Annotated in this window: 8 protein-coding genes; all 8 read right to left on the bottom strand. The window is 66.1% G+C overall.

Translation table 11 applies throughout. The features are described from left to right. Nucleotides 1-41: 41 nt before the first annotated feature. Complete coding sequence (locus AC07SI_RS09885; protein ID WP_495005639.1) at nucleotides 42-12,092, bottom strand: filamentous hemagglutinin family protein; 12,051 nt, start codon at nucleotides 12,090-12,092, stop codon at nucleotides 42-44. 185 nt (nucleotides 12,093-12,277) lie between these two features. After that, nucleotides 12,278-13,474: a substrate-binding domain-containing protein gene (locus tag AC07SI_RS09880; RefSeq protein ID WP_065905927.1), complete on the bottom strand. Its 1,197-nt coding sequence runs from the start codon at nucleotides 13,472-13,474 to the stop codon at nucleotides 12,278-12,280. A 383-nt stretch (nucleotides 13,475-13,857) separates the two neighbouring features. After that, on the bottom strand, nucleotides 13,858-15,069 hold the full coding sequence (gene gspF / locus AC07SI_RS09875) for a type II secretion system inner membrane protein GspF (RefSeq protein WP_495005638.1): 1,212 nt from the start codon (nucleotides 15,067-15,069) through the stop codon (nucleotides 13,858-13,860). After that, nucleotides 15,069-16,487: a type II secretion system ATPase GspE gene (gene gspE / locus AC07SI_RS09870; RefSeq protein ID WP_106804361.1), complete on the bottom strand. Its 1,419-nt coding sequence runs from the start codon at nucleotides 16,485-16,487 to the stop codon at nucleotides 15,069-15,071. Before gspE ends, gspF begins: the two co-directional genes overlap by 1 nt. Before the next feature lie 475 nt (nucleotides 16,488-16,962). Continuing rightward, on the bottom strand, nucleotides 16,963-19,293 hold the full coding sequence (gene gspD, locus AC07SI_RS09865; RefSeq protein WP_495005637.1) for a type II secretion system secretin GspD: 2,331 nt from the start codon (nucleotides 19,291-19,293) through the stop codon (nucleotides 16,963-16,965). Beyond that, nucleotides 19,290-19,802, bottom strand: a complete 513-nt coding sequence (locus AC07SI_RS09860) for a type II secretion system protein M (RefSeq protein WP_495005636.1) — start codon at nucleotides 19,800-19,802, stop codon at nucleotides 19,290-19,292. The genes gspD and AC07SI_RS09860 overlap by 4 nt, the downstream gene beginning before the upstream one ends. After that, nucleotides 19,795-20,865, bottom strand: coding sequence for a type II secretion system protein GspL (gene gspL / locus AC07SI_RS09855; RefSeq protein ID WP_495005635.1), 1,071 nt, complete (start codon nucleotides 20,863-20,865; stop codon nucleotides 19,795-19,797). Before gspL ends, AC07SI_RS09860 begins: the two co-directional genes overlap by 8 nt. Then, nucleotides 20,862-21,740: a type II secretion system minor pseudopilin GspK gene (gspK, locus tag AC07SI_RS09850; protein ID WP_495005634.1), complete on the bottom strand. Its 879-nt coding sequence runs from the start codon at nucleotides 21,738-21,740 to the stop codon at nucleotides 20,862-20,864. The genes gspL and gspK overlap by 4 nt, the downstream gene beginning before the upstream one ends. Nucleotide 21,741 lies beyond the last annotated feature (1 nt).

Here is a 21,741-nt window from a genome sequence, read left to right as displayed (position 1 = left end):
TTGATCGCCCCAAAGGTACATCGAGAGGTCCTTCTGTAAATCTACAAACTGATCTGCTTGCGCTCCTCGTCGGTCAAGCGGGCCCGCGCCTGTTCACTCAGCGGCCCCGCGCCCAGGACCTGCACCGGGCTGTTGGGGTTGTAGCCCGAGGTCTTCTGCGCGGGCGCCGGTTCTTGCGGCAAGGGCTCGCTGCCCAGGCTCAACACTTCCACGGTCATGATCGACGGCCGGCCCTGCTTGGCCGCCGTCTGCTGGCTGCGCGCCGCGTCTTCCGCCGCCTGGGACGCCGCCGCCCCTGCCGCGCTGGCCGAACTCATGGCCCCGGTGTTGACGGTGGCCGATACCGGCACCCCGGACGACTTGCCCTGGGTCTGGATGTTGGCCGCGTTCACCACGTGCAAGGCAGCGATGTTGACGTTGCCCGACACCCGAATGCCCGCCTCGCCCGCATCGATGGTGCCCATCGGCGCAATCAGGTCGATATCCCCCGCCGGCACTTCCGGGATCGGGTTGAGCGTGGCGATCCCCGCACCGGTACTCGGCACCGATGGTGACAGGCCGACGTTGCCCCAGTTGTCATAGACACGCTTGGGCGGCGTGTACACGACGGTGGTCTTGGAGCCGCGACCGGCGTTGATGTCGCCTTCGCTGGTCCAGCCCATGATCGAGCCGCCGAAGGTGGTCATGATGCGGCTCTGGCCCAGCAGGATGCTGCCCAGGGAATACAGCTGGATATCGCCGGCCCCCTGGGTGATCACACCGGCGGTGGACGGCGGTGCGGCGCCTTCGATGCCGAAGGTCTGGCTGCCGCCCGGCGTGAGCATCTGGATCGAACCACCGAAGTTGGTGTGCACGCCCGCGCCGCCGAACAGGGTGATATCGCCCTTGTAGGTGAGCGGATTGCCGGCCACGTCCTTGTCCGGGAACAGTGCCGCAATCGCCGCGCGGCCACGCAGGTAGCTGCCCTGGCGCACGCTGCCGTCCTGGTTGTACTCGCGGCCGGCGGCCTTGAGTTCGGCGAAGTACACGTCGCGGGCAAACACCCGTTGTTGCTCGGCCGGCAGGCTGGCGTAGTAGGCGCGGGCCTGCTCGCTGTTGCCGACAAACCCGAAGCGCTCGGCCAGCCAGCCGACCAGTTCGTTTTCGTAGGTCTTGGCCACCTTGGCGCCCTGCAACGACTCGCCCGGTTGCGCCAGGTTGGCGGGGTTCAGGTACGGTTCGACGAAGCGGCGGTAATCCGGGCCGCTGGCGCCGACGCCGGCTTGCATCACGATGCTCGCGCCGGGGCGTGTGTCGCCCGCCGCCACAGCGCCCAGGCTGGTGATACCGACCTTGTCGTCCATCAGGATATTGCGCCCGGCGCTCACTTCCAGATTGCCGGGGCCGGCGACGTTGAAGCTGCTGTAGAGGATGTCGCGACCGGCGCTGACGATGGAGATATCGGTGGGGCTGTTGTGCACGAACAGGTTGCCGGCAAAGGTGTAGCTACCGGTACTGTCGTCGCCACCGCTGGCCCCTGCCAGGCCGGTACCGCTGCTGACGATATCGCGCCCGGCCCGCATCCAGACCGGGCCTGCGCCTTCAAAATAGGTTTGCCCAAGACGCGGATCGTCGGCGGTGGTCATCGTCAGCGTACGCCCACTGTTGACCCCCAGCAGATCCCCCGTCATTGCATAGAAGCGCGCGGGCTCCAGGGCATCCCCCCATTGGGTGCTGGCGGTGTTTGGACCAAAGGCAAACAGTGGGAACGAAATGCCTAGCCTGGCAACGTTGGCGTCGGTGGAAACGTTGCCGCTGCCCACGTCCGCTCGCCCGCCGATAAAGCCCTGGAAGGCCGGGTGCAGGATGCTCGCCAAGGTGTCCGGCGCCGCACTGGAACGGCTGATGGTCAGGTCGCCGCCATAGATCGAATCCCCCGCCAGCAGTTGCAACTGGCCGTTGGTCGACGGCGCCAATACCAGCGCCTTGAGCGGCGGCAATACGTTCGTGTTCAACGTCGAAGCGCGGCCGTAATACAGGCTGCCGTTGGCCGCGACTGCACGCAGCGTCGCCGGATACACCGCCGCCAGATCCGACTCGGCGGTATCGGTCAACGGCGTGAGATTGCCCCCGGCGGAGAACAGGTCGATGGCCGTGCGGTCGGTCCACAGGCTGAACCAGCTCTGCCCAACGCCACTGACGCCATTGTTTTCATACGCCAGGACATTCATCTGCGGCGCGCGCCCCGGATCGGCCACGTCCTGCAGCACCAGGTCCCCACGCGTAGACAAATTGAAGGTCGCATCGCCCGGCAGCAGGCTCCAGCCCCCGGTCGCGGCCGCAGACGTCGAGCGGCTCGGATCGTAGGCGCGGATTTCGCTGGGACTTTGATCCTTGGGTTGGCTGCCGTAGCGCAGCGTCAAGCTGCCCAGGGCGCCGCCCGTCATCTGTACATGCCCGCGCAGGTCGACCACCGCACCATTGAGATGCTCCAGCGCAATCTGGCTGCCGGGATTGACCGCCCCGCCCACCCGCACGTTCAAGTCACCGCCCCCGGTGAGTTGCAGGCTGCCATCGGCCGCGACCCGCCCGGTGCTGCCTACCGCCAGCACCAGGCCCGTGCTGCGCGGGCTGACGTTGGCGGCCACGTAGCCCGTCAGCGGTTTGAGCATCCCCGCATCGCCACCGACCTCGACATTCAGGTTGCCGCCGCCCAGGGTGCCGAACCCGGTGAAGCCCACCATCCGGTCCGCGAGGCCCGCGACGGGCACCATCGCGCCAAAGTTGATCCACCACGCGGTGGATTGCGCCTGGCTGCCGCTCAAGCCGTTGCCCTGGCGCCACAGCCAATTGCCGACGTTGGCCGAATCCACCTCGCCATCGGTCGTCACCGGACGCCCGCCCGTGGAGCGCGCCTTGCTGGTTATGTTGCCGGTCAGGTTACCGCCGACCTTCAACAACAGGTTGCCGCCCCCCTCCGGGAACCAGGCGCCCGCCGGGCTGCCGGCTGTGGCGGTCGTGGCACTGCCGGCGGTGTAGACGCCGAACAGCGATTCCATGCTCAAATCCCCGCCGGCCAGCAACTCCAGGTCCGCCGCACCGGTGCGGATCACGCTGAAACGCGTGCTGCCGCCGACGATCTTGCTCGGGCCAAACACGCTGTAGTGGCTGTCGGCCAGGCGCAGGTTACCGGCCTGCGGCTGCGGTTGCAGCGCTCGGCTATCGGCTGCCTGGGTGTCGGCACCGGCCACCAGGCGCATCGACCAGGCCTCGGAGCCCGCGGGCAGCATCGGCGCCGCCGCCCACAACTTGCCTTGCCCATCCGCCCCCGGCACACGCAGTTGCACCGAGGTGGCATTGCCCGGCAACTTGACGTTGGTGCCCACCGGCAACAACGCGCCACGGGGCAGCGGCTTGGTGCCATTGAGGATCACCGTCGCGGTGCTGCCCAATACCCCCGGCAACGGCACTCCCGCAGGCCAGGTCATGATGCGCACACTGGTGAGGCTGACCAGCACGGTGCCGGCGTCCAGGATGCTGCCCGCCGGCAAGCTCACGCGCTGGGTCAATATCGTTCCCGCCGGGTACAGCACGGTCCCCGCGGCATTACGCACCGCGCCCGCCAACACGGTACCGGCCGGCAGTGCCAGGGTCGCATTGAGGGTTGCCGCCGCCGGCAAGCGGGTGCCGGCCGGCAGGCTGCGGGCCTTGATCGAGATGTCGAAGTTGAGGGCCACGCCGCCGGGGAACGTAGTGCCGTCCGCCAGCGTCACGCCGTTGCCCGGTACCACCACCGTGCCACCGGTGAAGTCGACACCGGCGCGCAGTACCCAGCCGTTGTCATCCGCAGTCGCGGCCGGCGCTGCAAAGCCATCGTTGATACTGCCGTAGATATTCAGGTCGCCTCCGGCGCGCAGGGTCAGGCTGCCGGCCTCGGTGGGCTGAACCGATTTGAGGCTGGCGTAGCGATACCCGGACAGGTTCAGGTCGCCCTGCACGACCAGGTCGCCGTCGGCGGTGTTGCTGCGGATTTCCACACCGGGGCGCAAGTGGAAGGTATCGCCGTAGGTCGCGTTGTTCAGGCCGGCCAGCTTGGTCTGCGTCAGGTTGGTATTGCTCAGCGCCGCATTGATGTAGGTGGTGCTTAACGCATGCAGGTCATCCAGGTATTGCTGGGTGACGACTTGATACGGCCGGCCGGTGGCCGTGGTGTCTGTGCCGACCGGCGCATCGGTGTAGGTGGCCATGCCGTTGAGGGCAATCGAACGTGCCCCCTGGATCGTCAGGCGCCCACTGGCGTCGATGGCAATGTCATTGGCGCCCACGCGGGGCGCATTCAGTTCCAGGGTGCCCCGGTTGCGTCCGTCATTGCCGGTGGCGGTTTCGGTGCCATGGCGCAGGTCGATGCGCATTCCGTCGGCCAGGGTCAGCGGGCCAGTGCCCGAGCCCAGGACCACGCTGGCGCGGTTCGGCGAATCGATGATCTTGCCGTAGCTGTCGACACGCAATTGCGTGCCATGGGCGTCGAGCACCGCCGTGCCGGCCAGCGTCAGGCCATTCTTGCCGGCCAGGTTGATGTTGCCGACGCGTTCGCCGCTGGCGTCCACTCGGCCGGTGACCAGCAGGCTGCCATTGTCCACCGAGACATTGACGGTATTGGCCTTGACGCCGTCGCCAATCGTCAAGTCGCCCTGCTTGAGCTGGAAGCTGCGCGCACCAAACACCTCGCCCTGGTTGAGGCGCTGGTTAAGGGCCGCGAACCGCTCGCTCAGGCTGCCGCTGCCGCCCAGGTGCTGGGCCTGGATCTCCACCGCGCCGGCCAGGTAAGGCACCAACGTGCCGCCGGCATCGTAGTAGCCGCTGCTGCCAGCGAGGATCTTGCCCGCCAGGTCGACGGTGCCCGCCGCGTCGCTCACCGCCACGGCGCGCAGCTTGCCCGCCTGGTTGAAGGTGGCCGAGAGGTCGATGGTCGAGCCCGTGGCCTGCCGCACATTGCCCGCGCTGCTTTGCAACACCACGTCGCCGCCCGCGCTGTATTTGGTCAGGTCGTCGAACACGATGGCGCGACCGGACACATCAATCGAGGCGTTGTCGGTCAGCACCACATCACCACGGGCGCCCAGGGTCACCTTGCCGCTGGGCAGTACCACCGCGCTGGCCAGGCGCAAGCTGTCGCCCTGCAGCGACAACTCGCCGCCAAGCCCCTCCACCTTGCCCACCGGCCCCGACGAGGCGCTGACATCAATGGCGCCACCGGCGGTGATCTTGTTCACCGAGCCGGCTTCGCCGGTCATCAGTGGCGTGAGGATATTGAGGTTACCGCCACTGTAGGCAAAGCCCTTGATCGCGTCGTAGGCGCCCTGGCTCTGGTACACCGAGAGGCTACCCTTGTGGTTGGCGGTGATGCGCTCGCTGGCATTCAGGTTGACGTTGGCAAAGCCCAGCGCCAGGCGGTTCAAGGTGGCGGTGGTGCTGGCCTGGGCAAACTCGCCATAGCCGAACGTAATGCGCTCGGCGTTGATGTCCAGGCGCCCGCTGCCGGTGCCGGCACCGCCAGCCACCACAGTGCCGGGGGCTGCCTCGGCGCCCTGCCAGATCAGGTTGGCGGTGTGGATGGTGGCCACATCATTCGCGCCTCCCGCGCCGTAGATCGCCGGGGTGGAGAGCATCAGGTTGTTCAACAGGGACTTGCCCGTGATCGCGTCGTAGGTGTCGAGGGTGGTCGATCCGTAGAAATTGAAGCTGTCGCGTGCCGACAGTTGCAGGGTCTCCAGGGCCGGGGCGCCGAACTGGGTGTCGCCACGCAGCAAGCGGTCGAGCACTTGCTGGGTGAGGGTCAGGCCCGCCGGCAGGCGATTGGCTGCGGCAGCGTCAGCCAGGGCCTGCGGGCTGCCGACGTTGATGCTGGCGACGCCGAGGTTGAGGTGCCGGGTGCCGTAACGCACCTCGTCGCCCATCAGCAGGGTCTTGTCAGTCAAGGCGACGATGCTGCCCTCGGAGTAGAGAGCGGTTTGCCCGCTGCAAGGGGCGCTGGCACAGGTGCCCAGCTTGATCCCGCCGCTGCTGCTACCCGCGGGCGCACTGACCACATTGAGCAACCCATTGGAGACTGCGAGCATATTGCCCACACTGTAGACAAAACCATCACGTGCGTCATAGCTGGCCTTGCCGCGCCCGATCGTATTGATCGACGCGCCCTGCTCCACCACGATTTCCCCGTCAGCACTCAAGAGGAATACTTCCGGCGCGGCCAACGTCGCCCCCGTACGCAGGGTGACCGAACCGCTGGGCATATTCGCCAGGTTGATGTAGCCACCGTTCTGGCCATACGAGACCTGGGTCATGCCGCCAATCATCAGGCGTGCGGCACCCAGGGCATTGAGGCTCGCCGCATCCACGGTGACGCCAGCGAAATCCGCTGTGGCCGCATTGCCTGCCGCCACCACTTCGATTTCGCTGTTGTCCATGTTGAGCACCGCCACGGTACCGGCGTAACCGCCGGCAGCCGCATCGAAACGGCCGATCCCCTGGAACGAGAAGGCATCTGCACCGGCCCCCGGCCGCAAGGCCAACTCCAGGGTCTTGGCGTCCCGCTCGAGCATCGCCCGAGGCACGCCGAGCCTGGCGGCGTCGGCCACCGCGAACTGCGCATAACTGGTTTCGTTGTACTGGGAATAACGGCGCAAGGTATCGGCCGACGTGAGGATCAACTGGCTGGCAATGCTGTTGCTGATCCCGGTATTGGCGATGGACAGCCGCCCCGCAGTCGACCACGAGCCGTTGCGCATCTGCTGGGTCGGCCCCACGCCTGCAGCCCCGGCCAAGCCGTTGATTTCGACTCGGAATGCGCCGGGCATCAAGGCATACGTCGACGGCATCAGGGTATAGGTGCCCGCCGCGAGCCCCGGCACTCCTGCGCCAATCGTGATTTGCTGGCCGATCAACGGGTCGACCGCGCCACCCTCCGGCGCCATGGGTGCGTAGCCGGGCTGCACGCCGGGCACAATCGCGTAGACCGGGTTGGTGCCCAGGCCCGGCAGCACAAAACCGCCGTTGGCCCCGATTTGCATCAACGGGTTGTAGCGGGCGTCGGTAGAACCGCCGCGCCCGGAAATAAACCCGGCGCCGAGTAATTCGCCGCCGCCGGACAGGTCCACAGTGGCCTCAGGCAGCACCGCCACCGACTCACCGCCGAGGACCACGCCGACCTGCAGGCCACCGTTCAACGTCGGTATCCCGCCCTGCCCGAGGAACGTCACGGTCTTGCCGTTGTATTGATAGATCTGGCCGTCCACTGTACCGCCGTAAGGCAGCACCAGGCCCCTGCCGCTCACCGAGGTCAGGCTGCCCGGCAGCAGTTCAACTTTGCTGGAGCCCAGGCTGCCGATCTCAATCAGCCCCAGCGGCGCACGCACCACCCCGCCCTGCTTGATGGTCGGACCACCCAGTTGCAGGCGACCGAACGCCGAGTACGGCACGGCAGCGGTGCTGTTGCCGGTACGGGCGATGGTGAGGATGCGTGTCGGGTCGTAGTTGTATCCCGTAGTGTCATTGTTAGCGTCCAGATAGCCCGCCATCACCCTCGCGCCGACCTCAGTCGCCGGGTACAGCTGGGCTGCGCGCAAGGTCATATCTCCGCGCGTCATCAGTTGCGTGCTGATGCCGGTAGCGATCACATCCGCACCCGCCCCCACCAGAAACCGCAGGTCGCCCTGGCTGGTCAGTTGCACATCATCGAAGCCGCGACGGTCGATACTCACCTGACTGCTATCGCTCAGGGTCAGGTCACTCTTGTTGCTGAACAGCACATTGCCACGCACATCGACCAGGTTGCCGGAGGCATTGAACAGCGCCTGGCTGTCATGTTGAGACATGCCGCTGGTCAACACCGGATGCAGGTATTGTTGTTTGTTGGGGTCCAGCGGCGCGAGGATGCCCGCCAGCAGCAGATAAGGCGCCGACAGGTTGATACGGGAATTGGCCGCCGCCGTTTCAGTCAGCCCCATGGCGCCGCTGTACAGGCGCAGGCTCTGGCCCATGTTCAGCGACACATCACCGTCAAAACTCAGCAGGCCATTGCTGAGCAAGGCCAGGTTGTCAAACCCGCCGGCACGCACCTGGTCCACGCCCAGCGCGCCATGGCCGTACGCCAGGCTGGCGGCGGCCGCGTCGGTGCTGCCCGGCAATGCGCTGCCCTGGTGGGCTTGGCTGAGCACCAGTTCACGGACGTTAAGCACACGGTCGGTCACGGCGCTCATGGCGTAGTACGGAGTTTCCAGCGCCAGCGACAAGCTGCCGCCCGCCGCCCCTGCACCACCGGCACGCGCTACAAAGCTGCCATCCAGGTACAGGCCGTTGTTGGACGCAAAGCTGATGCGGCCGCCATTGCTTGCCACCTGCACCCGGCCCTGGCCCGGGATATCCAGGGTCGCCTGCGTACCGGAGGCGTCCAGGCGGGCGCCGTCGCGCACCACCACAAACAGGTCGCTGGCCTTGGCAATCCCGGTGGCCAGGTCGATGTCGCCGCCAATACTGATGGTGCCGCCATTGCGGACCTGGCCGTAGACACTGCCGCGATTGCTCACCGCCGTGACGGCCCGCGAGGCGACGTCGATCAGCGCGTTTTCGCCGACCCAGATCGAACGACCGTGGCCGCCAGCGTTGACCAGTTCGGAAGCCGGAACCGTCAAGCCGCCCAGGCTGACACTGCCGCCCCAGGCGTTCAGGGTGCCGTCCAGGGTCAACTGGCCGACGCTGCGCAGGTTGATGCCCTGGCCAGGGTCGACGTTGATCACCGCCCCCTTGCCCACATTCAGCGTGGTCGTCGCCAGTTCGGCCGCCGTGGATTCCTGATGCCCTGCCGTCAAGGTCAGGCTGGCGCCGCGCCGTTGCGTCAGCACGCCCTTGGTGGCGTCTTCCTGATACAGCGCCGGTGTCCAGCGCTCCAGGGCCGTGGCCGGGTCGCTGCCCGTGGGGCTGGCGGAGGTCTGCTCGCCCAGGCGATAGACCGGCGTGGTCACATCCACGCGCGTGCCGTCGGTGACCAGCAAACCTTCGTTGCCGGTGATGTCATAGGCCGAGAAGCCCTTGTTGAAGAAATCGCCCGCCAGTTTCAGTGTGTCGGCGGTCGGTGCGGTGGCGCTGGCGCCGATCTGCACCTTGCGTGCCTGCAACGCCAGGGTGCCGCCGCCGTTGACGCCATAGCCACGGATTTCACCGTCCAGGGCCAGGTTGCCGAGGGCGCCCATGGTCACGTCACCGCCCTTGCCGCCGACGAGCTTGCCGTCGAGGCCAAGGCTGCCACCGGAGGATGCATCCACCACGCTGCCGGCCGCCAGGTGCACATTGCCGGTGCTGCGCAACGACACCTTGCCGCCGTTCACCGAGGCCACGCCGCCCACGTCGGCAGGGTCCAGCAGCAGGTTATTCCAGCGTCCACTGGTGTCGAGCCTGACGCCGGCGGCCACGTCGAGGCGGCCGTTGCCCGCCAGGATCGTATCGCCGACCGCCCCCGCCTTGAGCGGGTCGACCTGGCTGAGGATATTGCCCGCATTCAGACTGCCACCATGGGCCGTGAGGTTGGCATTGATGGCTACGCCCGGCCCGAACAGGGTGATGTCGCCCCCGTCCGCCACCTTCAGCGCGCCATTGACGGTGATCTGCTGCGTGGCGCCAACCTTGACCGCGCCCAACTGGTAGCCATTGAGCTGGTCACTGTCGAGCACCACCGTGCCTTGGCGATCCGCCGGCAAGGCGGTGCTGAGGTCGAGGCCATCGGCAATCTTCTGCGTATTGCTGTCGATCAGGACCTGGTCTGTGCTGCCGCTGAGGGCATAGCGCAAGGTGCCCGTGGTCTTGTTATAGATCGGGATGTATTGGCCAATGATCAGTTGCGCGCGCTGGGCCCGGGCCTTCTGCGATTGCTGGTAGCCATCGAGGTTGATGTTCGGCGCCTGGGTCTGGCGGTCGCCCTGGAACACGTCGCTGATCAACTGGCCTTCGAGCACCGCGCTGGTGGTGCCGACCACCAGCTTGCCGGCGTCGCGGCCCACGGTATAACCGGCCTCGTAGCGGCGCTGCGGCGCGATCAGCGGGTTGTAGTAGTACTCGGTCTGGCCCCAGCGTGCGCTGGTGTCTTCATAGCCTTTGTAGAAACCCGAATAGAGAATGTCGCCCGGCGCCCTGGAGACTTCATACAAGCGGCCATTGGGGCCCTTGAGCCAGGTCTGCTGGATATAACCGGCCTGCACATCCACGGTGCCGCCGGACAGGTTGATCTGCGCGCCCTGCTGGGTCACCACCTCCTTGCCAGTAAAGGTCACGGTGCCGCCCAGGGCCATCCACTCACCCACCGAGTGGCCCTGGGTGCCGAGGTAGCCGCCGACTTCCAGCAATCCGCCGGCGGTGTACCAACGGTCTGTGGCATAGCCGTTGGTGCCCGCCGGCACAAACACCAGCTCGCGCAGGTCGACCCACACATCGTTGTTGATCAACTGGCCGCCATCGCGGTTGACCGGCGCATCGCGCTGCTCGTTACCCTGCACGTTGATCTTGATGTTGTTGGATTCCATCGACACCTTGACGCCGACGGCACCCGACACATCGATCATCGCGCCGTCGCGCACCAGGCTGCGCCCAGCGGCGCTGACCGCGACCTGGCCGCCGGTGGCGAGGGTGATCGAGCCTTTCTGGAAGTCCACGGTGCCGCCGCTGACGATCTCGATCCGTGACTGGTCGGTGCGGTCGGCCACCGCGCTGAGATTGTTGAACGCGCCGGTGACCAGGTTGGCGGGCGTGCCATCGAGGTTGACCAGGCCATTGCCTTTCTGGCTGTTGAGCGCGGTGCTGCCGCTGCTGTCCAGCAGGATCGCAGTGGTGCTGCCCTCGCCCAGGATCACGCTGCCGGTGGTGTCGGTGGCGGCGTTGAGCAAATGGACCGTGCCGCGGGTGTCCACCGAAGTGCTGGCCAGGACCACGCCATTTTGCTGCACCTGGTGCCCGGTCAGCGTGATGTCGCCGGTGGAGGCCATGATCAAGCCGCTGTTGGTGACCTTGCCGGCGCTGCTGCCGGCGTTGGGGCTGGTCGCCACTTCATTGCCACGGGTGGTCGAACGGTCATTGCCGGTAGTGCCGACGCCCTTGCGGATGTAAAAACTGTCGCCGGCCGCCAGGGTCGCCTGGCCCTTGGCGGTGTTGATAGTACCGGCGTTTTCCACCTCTGTGCCGAGCAGCAAGGCATAGCCGCCGGCATCGGTGGAGGTGGCCGGGCTGTGGGTCTGGATCAGTGCACCGCGCTGGACCTCGACCTTGCCCGCCGCATCGGTGAAGGTCGGTTGGGTGCCGGTGGCGTCCACGTAAATGCCACGTTGAGTGAATTGCTCATCGGTGATGTTCGCGGCGGCGGCCACCAGGTTGCGCACGTTGACCTGGCTGGTACCACTGAAGACCACGCCGTTGCGGTTCATGATCATCACCGTGCCGGCGCCGGTGATCTGGCCCTGGATCTCGCTGGGGCGCGCGTTGGGGTCGTTGACGCGGTTGAGCACGGCCCAACTGGCCTGCTGCTGGAAATCCACGGTGGTGTTGCGCCCGACGTTGAAGGTCTCCCAGTTGAGGATCGCCTTGTCGGCGGTCTGCTCGATGGTCACCGTGGTTTTGCCGCCGGCCTGGGTCTGCACCGGGCCCTTGGCGTTGGTCCAGCCCTGGGTGAGGCTGTTATCGACCTGCAGGCCGCCCTTGCCCAGGCCATCGGGAACGGTCGAGACCTGGCCGAAGGCAGCCTGGCGCCCTGCCGCCTGCGCCGCTTGTTGCGCCGCAATCGCCGCGACGCTGGTGTTGAGCGTGCTGATCGAGCGCGACAACTGCTGCTTGACCCGCGCCTGCTGGTTCAGCGATGGAATCCCCGGCACCTGGCCCGCGCCGGTGCGCGCCGCCGTCGCCGCCTGGGACGCGCCCTTGTCGGCAAACCAGCCGGAACTGAAGGCCGTGGCCGCCTGGGCGTTGCTCGCCACCATCAACAGGGCAATGGCCTGGGCCAGCGGTTTAAGGCGCAGGATCGTCTGGGCGCTCTGGCCTTGGGCAGTGCGGTTTACCGGTGATTTGCAGCGGACCATCGGAGATCTTCCTTGTTTTTAATTCGCCAGGGGCAAGACACGCCCGCGTATGAGGGTTAGGCGGTTGGCGAGGGGCCGGACTGAACTTCTGTCATGGAAAGTTCACATGGGGCTGGTAACGCAAAAAAATCAGCAACGGCACAGGCCGTTGCTGATCGGGTGTCGCAGGTCGGTGAAAGCGTGGGTTACAGCGGACGACCGATGCCGTTGCAGACGTTGGTTTTACCGATGCTCAGACCGCTGGTTGCCGTCAGGAAAGTGTCGGTGATGGCAGCTTTCCAGTTAGCCGGCAGCGGCACGAAACGGTTGGCCGAAATCGCGGCGTCGTTGTTGGCAGTGGCGCCGAAGTGCTTGGTGAAGAAGCCACGTACCTGGGAGGTCTGATCAGCGTTGGCATAGCACTGGCTGAAGATCAGGTTGGTGAAGCCAAGGATCGGGTAGCCCGAATCAGGGTACGGTTGAACGCCGGCCGCGCCCACTGGACCGAACACTGGCACCCAGTTGTCAGGGTTGTTGATGTCCAGCGGAGCGCTTGGGTCGTTAGGTGGCAGCACCTGGGCGATGGCGTCGGAAACGTTGCCCGGCGCTGGCGACACACCTTCGACGCCGTTGGCTTCGTCTTTACCGACGCGAGCAACCTTGGTGGCGTCGTCCAGGCCTTCCAGGGTGGAGGCCGCGTAGTCAGGGCTCATGTAGGTGATGCGGCCTTGGGCGGCGCCCAGGGCAGTCATTACACCCTGGCTGCCGGTGGCAGCAACGGCGCCGGCAGGCAGGCCACCGGAGAAGCTGTTGGCGAACGTGGTGGTAACGGCGAAGGAGCCGGTTTCAGCGTTGCACTTGGCGTTGAGGAAACGGGTGAACAGCTCGGTGGTGCCGCTGCTCTCGCTGCGATACACGATCACGATCGGACCGGTACGCCCAGCACCGGAAATCCCGCTCCAGTTCTTGATGCGACCGGAGAACACACCGCACAGCTCTTGAACGCTCAGGTCAACATTCGCGCTGCCGGTTTTGTTGAACGGAATGGCCACCGACGTTGCAACCGACGGCACCTGGATCAGCTTGCCCCAGGCCGGTTGTTTGGTAGATGCGTAGGTCGACAATTCAGTCGCAGTCAGTTTGGAATCGCTACCAGCCCAGTGCACGTTCTTATTGGTAACGCCGGCCACGAACTTGGTGTAGTCGTTGGTCAGGAAGGCAGCCTTGCCATTGCCGCTGCCGACGCCGATGTAGGGGGCGAAGCCAGTGGTGAGTACGCCGGCAGTCTGGTACAGCGGCTGTGGCAAGGTCGCGCCGCCGCCGTTTACGTCAGCGAATGCAGCCTGTGCCGAGCACAGTGCAGCGAGGGTCATGGATACCGCGAGAACGTTGCGCTTAAACATGAAGAAGCTCCTTTCGTCGTGTTTGTACGTTTGGGGTAGATGGCTCTTGCATGACGCCATGGCTTCGGTCCCAAGCCGTGATGCGGGGGTGGCGAGGGGTGAGGCCATGGGTAGGAAATTTCGCAGTTTCCGATGACAGCAATAGGAAAAAACCTCGGGAGGAACACCTTGATTTTTAAAAGATTCTCGGGTGTTTTGGTCATCGTTCTGAACGCTTTGGGCGCAGGTGACAGCGAGGTTTCAGCCCGCAATGGGTGGAGGCGGTACGGGCTGTGGCAAGGGCGGTTGGATGTGACGGAATGAGGAACCCGAGGTTGGCCCTGGCGATGTCGGCCCGCGCCGAAATCAACTGAGCAGCCCCTCCTTACCTTTCTTGACCGTATTCAGGTCACGAGTTGGTTGATCTCGATGATCGGCAACAGCACCGCCATCACGATCACCAGCACCACCGCGCCCATCACCACGATCATTAGGGGCTCGAGCAACGCGGTCATGCCCATGGCGCGCCGTTCGATATCCCGCGACAGCGTCTGCGCGGCACGCTCGAGCATCGGCGGCAGCGCGCCGGTTTTTTCACCGCTGGCAATCAGGTGGATCAGCACCGGCGGGAAGACTTTTTCCACCGCCAGCGCAGGGGCCAGGTTGACGCCCTCGCGCACCTTGGCGGTGGCGTCGTTGACGCATTGGCTCAGGCGGTCGTTGGAGAGGGTCTGGCGCGCCGCTTCCAGCGCGCGCAGCAGCGGCACGCCGGCCCCGCCGAGGATCGCCAGGGTCGAGGCAAACCGCGCGGTGTTCAGGCCCAGCACAAAGCGCCCGATCAGCGGCAGGCGAAGCACGCGACTGTGCCAGTGCAGGCGCGCCACGGGGTTGCGCAGGTACAGGCGCCAGCTCCAGAAACCGCCGACAAGCGCACCGAAACACAACCAGCCCCAGGCGCGAATGAAGTCGCTGGCGTTGAGCATCGCCAGGGTCAGGCCTGGCAGATCCTGGCGCGCCTGGGAAAACGCGCTGACCACCTGCGGCACCACGTAGCTCAACAGGAAAATCACGATGCCGATGGACACCAGCCCAACCACGCCGGGGTAGATAAAGGCCGTGAGGATTTTGCCGCGCAGGTTGTTGCGCTCCTCGATGTAGTCGGCCAGGCGCTCCATCACTTGGGCGAGGTCGCCGGACTCCTCCCCCGCCGCGATCAACGCGCGATAGATCGACGGAAAATCCCGTGGCCGTGCCGCCAATGCATCAGCCAAGCGCATGCCGCCGCGCACATCGGCACGCACGGCGGCGAGGGTCTGGGCGATGTGCTTTTTCTCGGCCTGCTCCACTGTCGCGCTCAGTGCGGCCTCCAGCGGCAGGCTGGCGCCGAGCAGGCTCGCCAGTTGCCGCGTGGCCCAGGCCAGGTCGTTGTCCGACAGTTTGGCAGTGAACAGGCTGCTGCCGGCGGCATTCGGCTGATTGCCTTCGACCTGCACCAACAGCGCGGTCAGGCCACGGCTGCGCAACGCGGCAAACGCGCCGCTCTGGCTATCCGCCTCCAGGTGCCCGGCCTCGACTTTGCCGCTGGCGTCGGCGGCTTCATAGCGATAGCGATTCATCAGGCGTCCCGCGTCACGCGCAGGATTTCTTCGGGCGCAGTGGCGCCGCTGCGCACCCAGCGCTCGCCGTCTTCGCGCATGCTCAACATCCCGGCGCGGCGCGCGGCCACGCGCAGGTCCTGCTCGCCGGCACCCTGGTGGATCAGGCTGCGCACGTCGTCGTCGACGCAGAACAATTCATGGATCCCGGTACGCCCGCTGTAGCCGATCTGGTTGCATTGCGCGCAGCCCACCGGGCGCCAGGTGCCGGGCGCGGCCGGGTCCTGTTGCTTGCAATGCGGGCACAGGCGCCGCACCAGGCGCTGGGCCAATACACCCAACAGCGACGACGCCAGCAGGAACGGCTCGACCCCCATGTCGATCAGGCGGTTGACCGCCGACACCGCGTCGTTGGTGTGCAGGGTCGCCAGTACCAGGTGGCCGGTGAGCGAGGCCTGCACGGCGATTTGCGCAGTCTCCAGGTCACGGATTTCACCGATCATGATGATGTCCGGGTCCTGGCGCAGAATCGCGCGCAAGGCCAGGCCGAAGGTCATGTCGATCTTGGCGTTGACCTGGATCTGGCTGATGCCCGGCAAGTCATATTCCACCGGGTCTTCCACGGTGAGGATATTGCTGGTGCTGGCATCCAGCCGCGCCAGGGCCGCGTACAGGCTGGTGGTCTTGCCGCTGCCGGTGGGCCCGGTGACCAGCACGATGCCGTGGGGCTGGCGGATCAGCGTATCGAGGCGCGCCAGCAGTTGCGGCTCCATGCCCAGGGTTTCCAATTGCAGGCGCCCGGCCTGTTTGTCGAGCAAACGCATCACCACGCGCTCGCCATGCCCGGTCGGCACGGTCGATACGCGAATATCAATCGGCCGGCCGGCCACGCGCAGGGCGATACGGCCGTCCTGGGGCAGGCGCTTTTCGGCGATATCGAGTTGGGCCATGATCTTGATCCGCGACACCAGCGCGCCATGCAGCGCCTTGCGCGGCGACACCACGTCACGCAGGGTGCCGTCGACGCGGTAGCGCACCACTGAATGGGTTTCATAGGGTTCGATGTGAATGTCACTGGCCTCATCCCGCGCCGCCTGGGTGAGCAAGGCGTTGATCATGCGAATCACCGGCGCGCCGTCCTGGGTGTCCAGCAGGTCGGTGATTTCGGGCATGTCTTGCATCAGGCGGTCGAGGTCGACTTCGTTTTCGGCGGCGCCGACCACGGCGGCGGCGCTGCCGGTGTCGGCGTAGGCACTGGCGAGCAGGCCGTCGAGTTCGTCGTCGCGCACCTGTTCAAGGCGGCTGTGGCCGAACTGACGGTGTACCTCGCTGATGGACCAGCCGGGGGTCGAGGGGCATACGGTGAGTAGCCTGCCTTCCTCGCAGGGACGCAGGAGGATGCGTTGGGATTTGGCCCAGGCGTAGGGGAGCAGGCTCATGGTTTTGGCTCGCTTGCACTGGATTTAGAGGGACCGAGTACATATCCGTTGTTGGGGTAACGGCTACTTGGGGTTCCGCTCTTACAGCGGCTCACTTTTGAAGAGCGCAAAAGTAAGCAAAACGCTCTTGCCCCAACACTCGGCACCTCGCCTAGGCTCGGTGTGCCCGTAATCCGACATTGATTTGGGCGGCCGCCGCCACGCGCCATCCATGGCGCGGGGCGGCTAAACCGGCATCCCTGCCGGTTTACCCCCCAAATCAATATCGAATTCCGGCCAGCGTGTTTGATGGGGCGCCTAGGATCAAGGTCAAGATCAAGATCAAGATCAAGATCAAGATCAAAAACAATGCGAAAGCAGGTGGGTTTTTCTGTGGGAGCTGGCTTGCCTGCGAAGGCCTCCACTCGGTGTGCATGCCGTACCGAAGTATCTGCAGCGCAGGCAAGCCAGCGCCCACCAAGAGCGCAACCATAAGTCACGGCCGCGCCCCTCCGGAAACCGGTACCGCGCGAATCACTGCCCGCGGCCCCTGTTGTTGACCACCCGGGATCGCCTTCTCCACCGAAGGCAACTGCGGCGCCTGCACATCCGGCATCGCCCAGCTGTGCTCCGGTTGCAGCCCGCCCTGGGCGCGGCGCATGAATTCGTAGCGGTTCAGGGTGATGCTGCGCCCTGCTCCGCTGTCGCGGATGATGTAGGGGCGCAGGAACACCATCAGGTTGGTCTTGTTCACGCTGCGCTTCTCATTGCGAAACAATGCGCCCAGGCCGGGAATATCCGACAGCCACGGCACCGCATCATTGCTCTGGCTGTAGCCGTCCTGCAGCAGCCCGCCGAGCACCATGATCTGCCCGTCATCCAGCAGGATGCTGGTGTCGATCGCGCGCTTGTTGGTCACCGTGCCGGCCTCCACCGACGCCCGCGCATCCACGGTGCTGACCTCCTGGTAGATATCCAGCTTCACCGTGCCGCCCTCGGAAATCTGCGGGCGCACGTTGAGCTTGAGCCCCACCTCCTCACGCTGCACGGTCTGGAACGGGTTGTTGCTGGTGCCCCCGCCACCGGTCACGTAGCTGCCGGTGACAAACGGGATGGTCTGCCCGACGAAAATACTCGCCGCTTCGTTGTCCAGGGTCAGCAGGTTCGGCGTCGACAGCACGTTGGTGCCGCCCTTGCTCTTCAGGGCGCGGGCCAGCACCTTGAGGTCGAGCACCTTGCCGATCCCGGGGATGTCTACGGTGCCGTTGACCAGGCCGACGTTGAGGCCCTTGGGCAGCACATCAATGCTGGTGGGGCTGGAGGGCTTGCCATTCACACCGCTGCCGCCCAGGTTGACGCCGCCGAAGCCGCCCTTGCCACCGAGGTTGCCGGCCTGCCATTGCACGCCAAACTCGGTGGCGTCGTCCTCGCCGACTTCCACGATCAAACTTTCGATCACCACCTGGGCGCGGCGCTGGTCGAGCATGTCGATCACTTCGCGCAGGTTGCGGTACAACGGGTCCGGGGCGGAAATCAGCAAGGTGTTGGTGGTGGCGTCGGCCTGGATGGTCACGCCGCCAGCGCTGAATGCGGTGTCCTGGTCGCTGGGAGTGCTGCCGGTGCCAGGGGTGGAGCCGCTGGCTTGCCCGTAACCCGACTGCACGCCGCTGCCGGTGGGCGTGCCGCTGCTGTTTTGCGCGGTGCCGGTGGCCGGGCTGTTCTTGCTATTGCCGCCCATGCTGCTGAGCTTGCCACGGGCATCGTCGCTCACCCCGGTATCGCTTTCGCCGGTGAGCAGCCCGCGCAGCGACTGCGCGAGTTTGCCGGCCTGGGCATTGCGCAGGTACACCACGTGCATATTGCTCGGGTTGCTCTGGGCATTGTCGAGCTTGTAGATCAGGTTGCGCGCCAGCTCCGTACGCTCCGGGCTGCCGGAGCGGATGATGATCGAGTTGGAGCGCGGGTCGCCGATCACGTTGATCTTCTGGGTCTGGTCGGCGCCCTGGGTTTCCAGCAACTCGCTGACCATCGCGGCGATGTCCACGGCGATGCCGTTCTGCACCATCACCACGTCGGTGTCGATGGCGCTCGGGGTGTCGATGCCATTGATGATCTGCGCGACGCGCGCGAGGTTTTCCGCATAGTCGGTGATGACGATGCTGTTGTTGCCGGGGTAGGCATTGATCGGGTTGTTCGGCGACACGATGGGGCGCAGCACCGGGATCAGGTTCACCGCGTTTTCATACTGCAGGCGGAAAGTGCGCGTCTGCATGCCGCTGCTGCCGGCGCTGTAGATCGGCCCGCCAAGCAACTTCGCATCGGCCTCCGGCACCACCTGGGCCACGCCGCCCACATCGACCACGCTGAAGCCCTGCATGCGCAGCGCCGCCAGCAGCATGTCGTAGGCCTGGTGCGCGGGCACCTGGCCCTCGCTGACCAGCGTGAGGTTGCCCTTCACACGCGGGTCTACCAAAAATTGCTGGCCGGTGGCGCGGGACAAGGCGCGCACCACCGCCTGGATATCCGCGTCGACGAAATTGAGCTGCACCGGCTGGTCGCCCAGCGGGTTGCGCGCCTTGACCGGCGCCGGGGCCTGGCCGCGCGCACTGTGGGTGACCGGGTGTTGCGCGCGGGGTTTGGGCGGGACTTCGCGCTGGCGATCGAGCGGGGTTTCGCCGCTGCGACGGGTGTCGGCCAGAGGCTGGCCGAGTTCGCTGTCCACCAGCAAGGGCGTGTTTGGCTGCGGGCTGCTGCACGCGCTCAACGCCAGCAACAGCAACGGCGCGACCTTGCGAAAAGGCGCGTGATGGGGGACTGACCACTTCATGAAGCTTCCTTAGCGCCAAGCGCCTGATCCATGCGAACGGTCCCGGACACAGTGCCGGCCGAGTTATCGATAGCATCCGGCGCGCGCTGCAAGCGCGCCTCGGACACCTCCAGGGAAAACGAATGGGGATTGCCCAGCAACCAGCTCACCACGGCGTCTGCCGGGGCATTCTCCAGCGTGAGGCGCCAGCCGCCGGCGTCCAGTGCCTGCAACTGGTAATGCCCTTGCAGGCCGGCGCCATCGAGGGCCTGGCGCAACGCGGTTTCATCGCCGTGGCGCGGCGCCGCGACGTCCTGCAACAGCACCTGCAAGGCCGCCGCCTGGGCGCGCAGCTTGGGGGTCTCGGCCTGCCAGTACTCGATCTTCTTCAGCGCGGGTTGCACCAGCACAAGCCAGGTCAACAGACTCGCCAGGACCAGCGCAGCGCCGATCAGCAGGCGTTTCTCGCGCAACGCCAGGCCGCTCCAGAACACCTGCGCCTGGCTGCGCACCTGCCGCCACTTATTCATCACTGGCCTCCGGTTTCTCGGCGGCCTGGGCCGGGCCGATGCTCCAGCCATGCTCATCGCGCTCGGCGACAAAGCCGGCCTGGGCGAGCGCGGCTTGCCAATCGCCCACGGCCGTGGGGCTGCGACTGTCGGCGAGCAGCGCCAGGTGCAAGCGGCCCTGTTCGAAGTCCAGGCTCTCGACGCTGCCGACCATGAAGGGCAGGTTGCTGCCCGCCAGCTGCAACAGGCGGGTAAAGCGCTGGCCCGGATCGGCAGCCGCACCGCTCTGGCGCGCAGCCAACTGCTGGCGGGCCTGCTGCAATGGGTTGAGCACCACTGGCAATTCAGGAAATGCCTGGCGGACCTGCTGGCTCATCAGCGCCTTGAGCCGCTGGCCCTCATCCACCTGGCGGGCGGCATACAGGTTGAGGCCGACGGTCCAGATCGCCGTCGCCAGCGCCACACCGGCGAGCGCCCTGCCCCATCCGCCACGGGGTGCCTGGCTGAGGCGCGCGTGCAAGCCCCAGGCCGGCACGGCACCACTCCAACGCTGCTGCGCCTCCACCAGCGGCACATCGAGGGTCTGCAAGCCCAACGGGTGCACGGCGCCTTGCTGCAGGCTGTCACGGGTCAACAGATAGCCGTCGTCCAACGCTGCCGCGCCGACCGGCAAGGCATACGGCGCCGGGTACAGCCCGCGCAGCTTGAGCGGGGTCTGTGCGACGACCGCGGCGAGCCGCTCCAGGCCGGCCTTCGACACCCAGCCGACCTGCACGCGCCCATCGCTTTCACGCGGGCCGTGGGCCACCTGCATCTGCTCCACCGGACCGAGGATCAGCGCCTGGGCGGCACAAGCCACCGCCGCAGCGGTTTTCGCCGCGGGCAACGGCGGCAACTCAAGGCTGGTCAACAGGCTGTCGCGCGGATGCAGGAAGCAATCCAGCGCCTGGCGGGTCTTGCCCAATTGCGCCAGGCTGGCGTGCCCTTCGTCCACCACCACGCCGCGCTCCAGCCAGGCAAACGTCACCTGGCTGTCCACGCTCAACTCATCGAGCGGCGGCAGGCCAATACGCAAGCGTTTCATACCCCCACCCGCGACCAGATCACCCGTGGCGGGCGGTCTTCGGGGCGATGCAGCAGCGCGTCGAGGGTCACCCGACGCTGCTCGCGTCGTGCCTGGCCCTGCAGGCGAAACCACTCGCTGGTAATGCCCACCTGCACCGAATCCACCGCCACCTGGGGCAAGTGCAGGCGGTTGACGAAATCCCCGCGGTTGATAAACCAGCGGCCGCCGTCACGTTCGGCCAGCAACCCCCGCGCCTGGGCCAGGCTGAGCTGCGGCACCACCGCGCTGAGCACTTCGGCGCTGGCGGTGTTGCCGTTGACCCAGGTATTGCTGGGAAGCACGCTGATATAGGTGCGCAGGCGCCGCAACAGCGCCGGGTCCAGGCCGTCAATGCCGCTCAAGTCGTCGAGGTTGCGCAGCATCGGGTATTTGGCCGGCACACCGTTCTGCTCATAGGAGGCGATGACCCGCTGGCTGATGCGCCGACTCACGGCCGGGTCGACCCCGATCAGGCGGCACAGGCGCTCGAAGGACTGCAATTGTTCGGCATCCGGCTGCTGGCGGTTGACCAGGTTGCGCAGGTTGAACTTGCCCTGCTCGTCCTCGACCTGCCCCTCGAACACGCCGCCCTGGGCCTGCGCCCACGGCTGGTCGAGGCGCGTCAGCACCTCCTTCTGGCGCGCCTCCCAGAGCATCTGCCGGCTGCGCTCCAAGCCGCCTTGCAACAGCCACTGGCCCTGTACGCGCAATTGCTCGGCTTCCAGGCTGCGCGTGAACACACTCTGACGCGTGAGCATCGCCCCGGCGAGCACGGCCACCACCGCCGCGATCAGCAAGGCGCTGATAATCGCCATGCCGCGCTGCTTCGCCGCTGTGGGCGAATACCGTTTCATG

It is taken from the genome of Pseudomonas sp. GW821-FHT05D12 (assembly GCF_059419825.1).
Note: the sequence above shows the minus strand (reverse complement) of the source record. Positions and strands in the feature narration are given on the sequence as shown.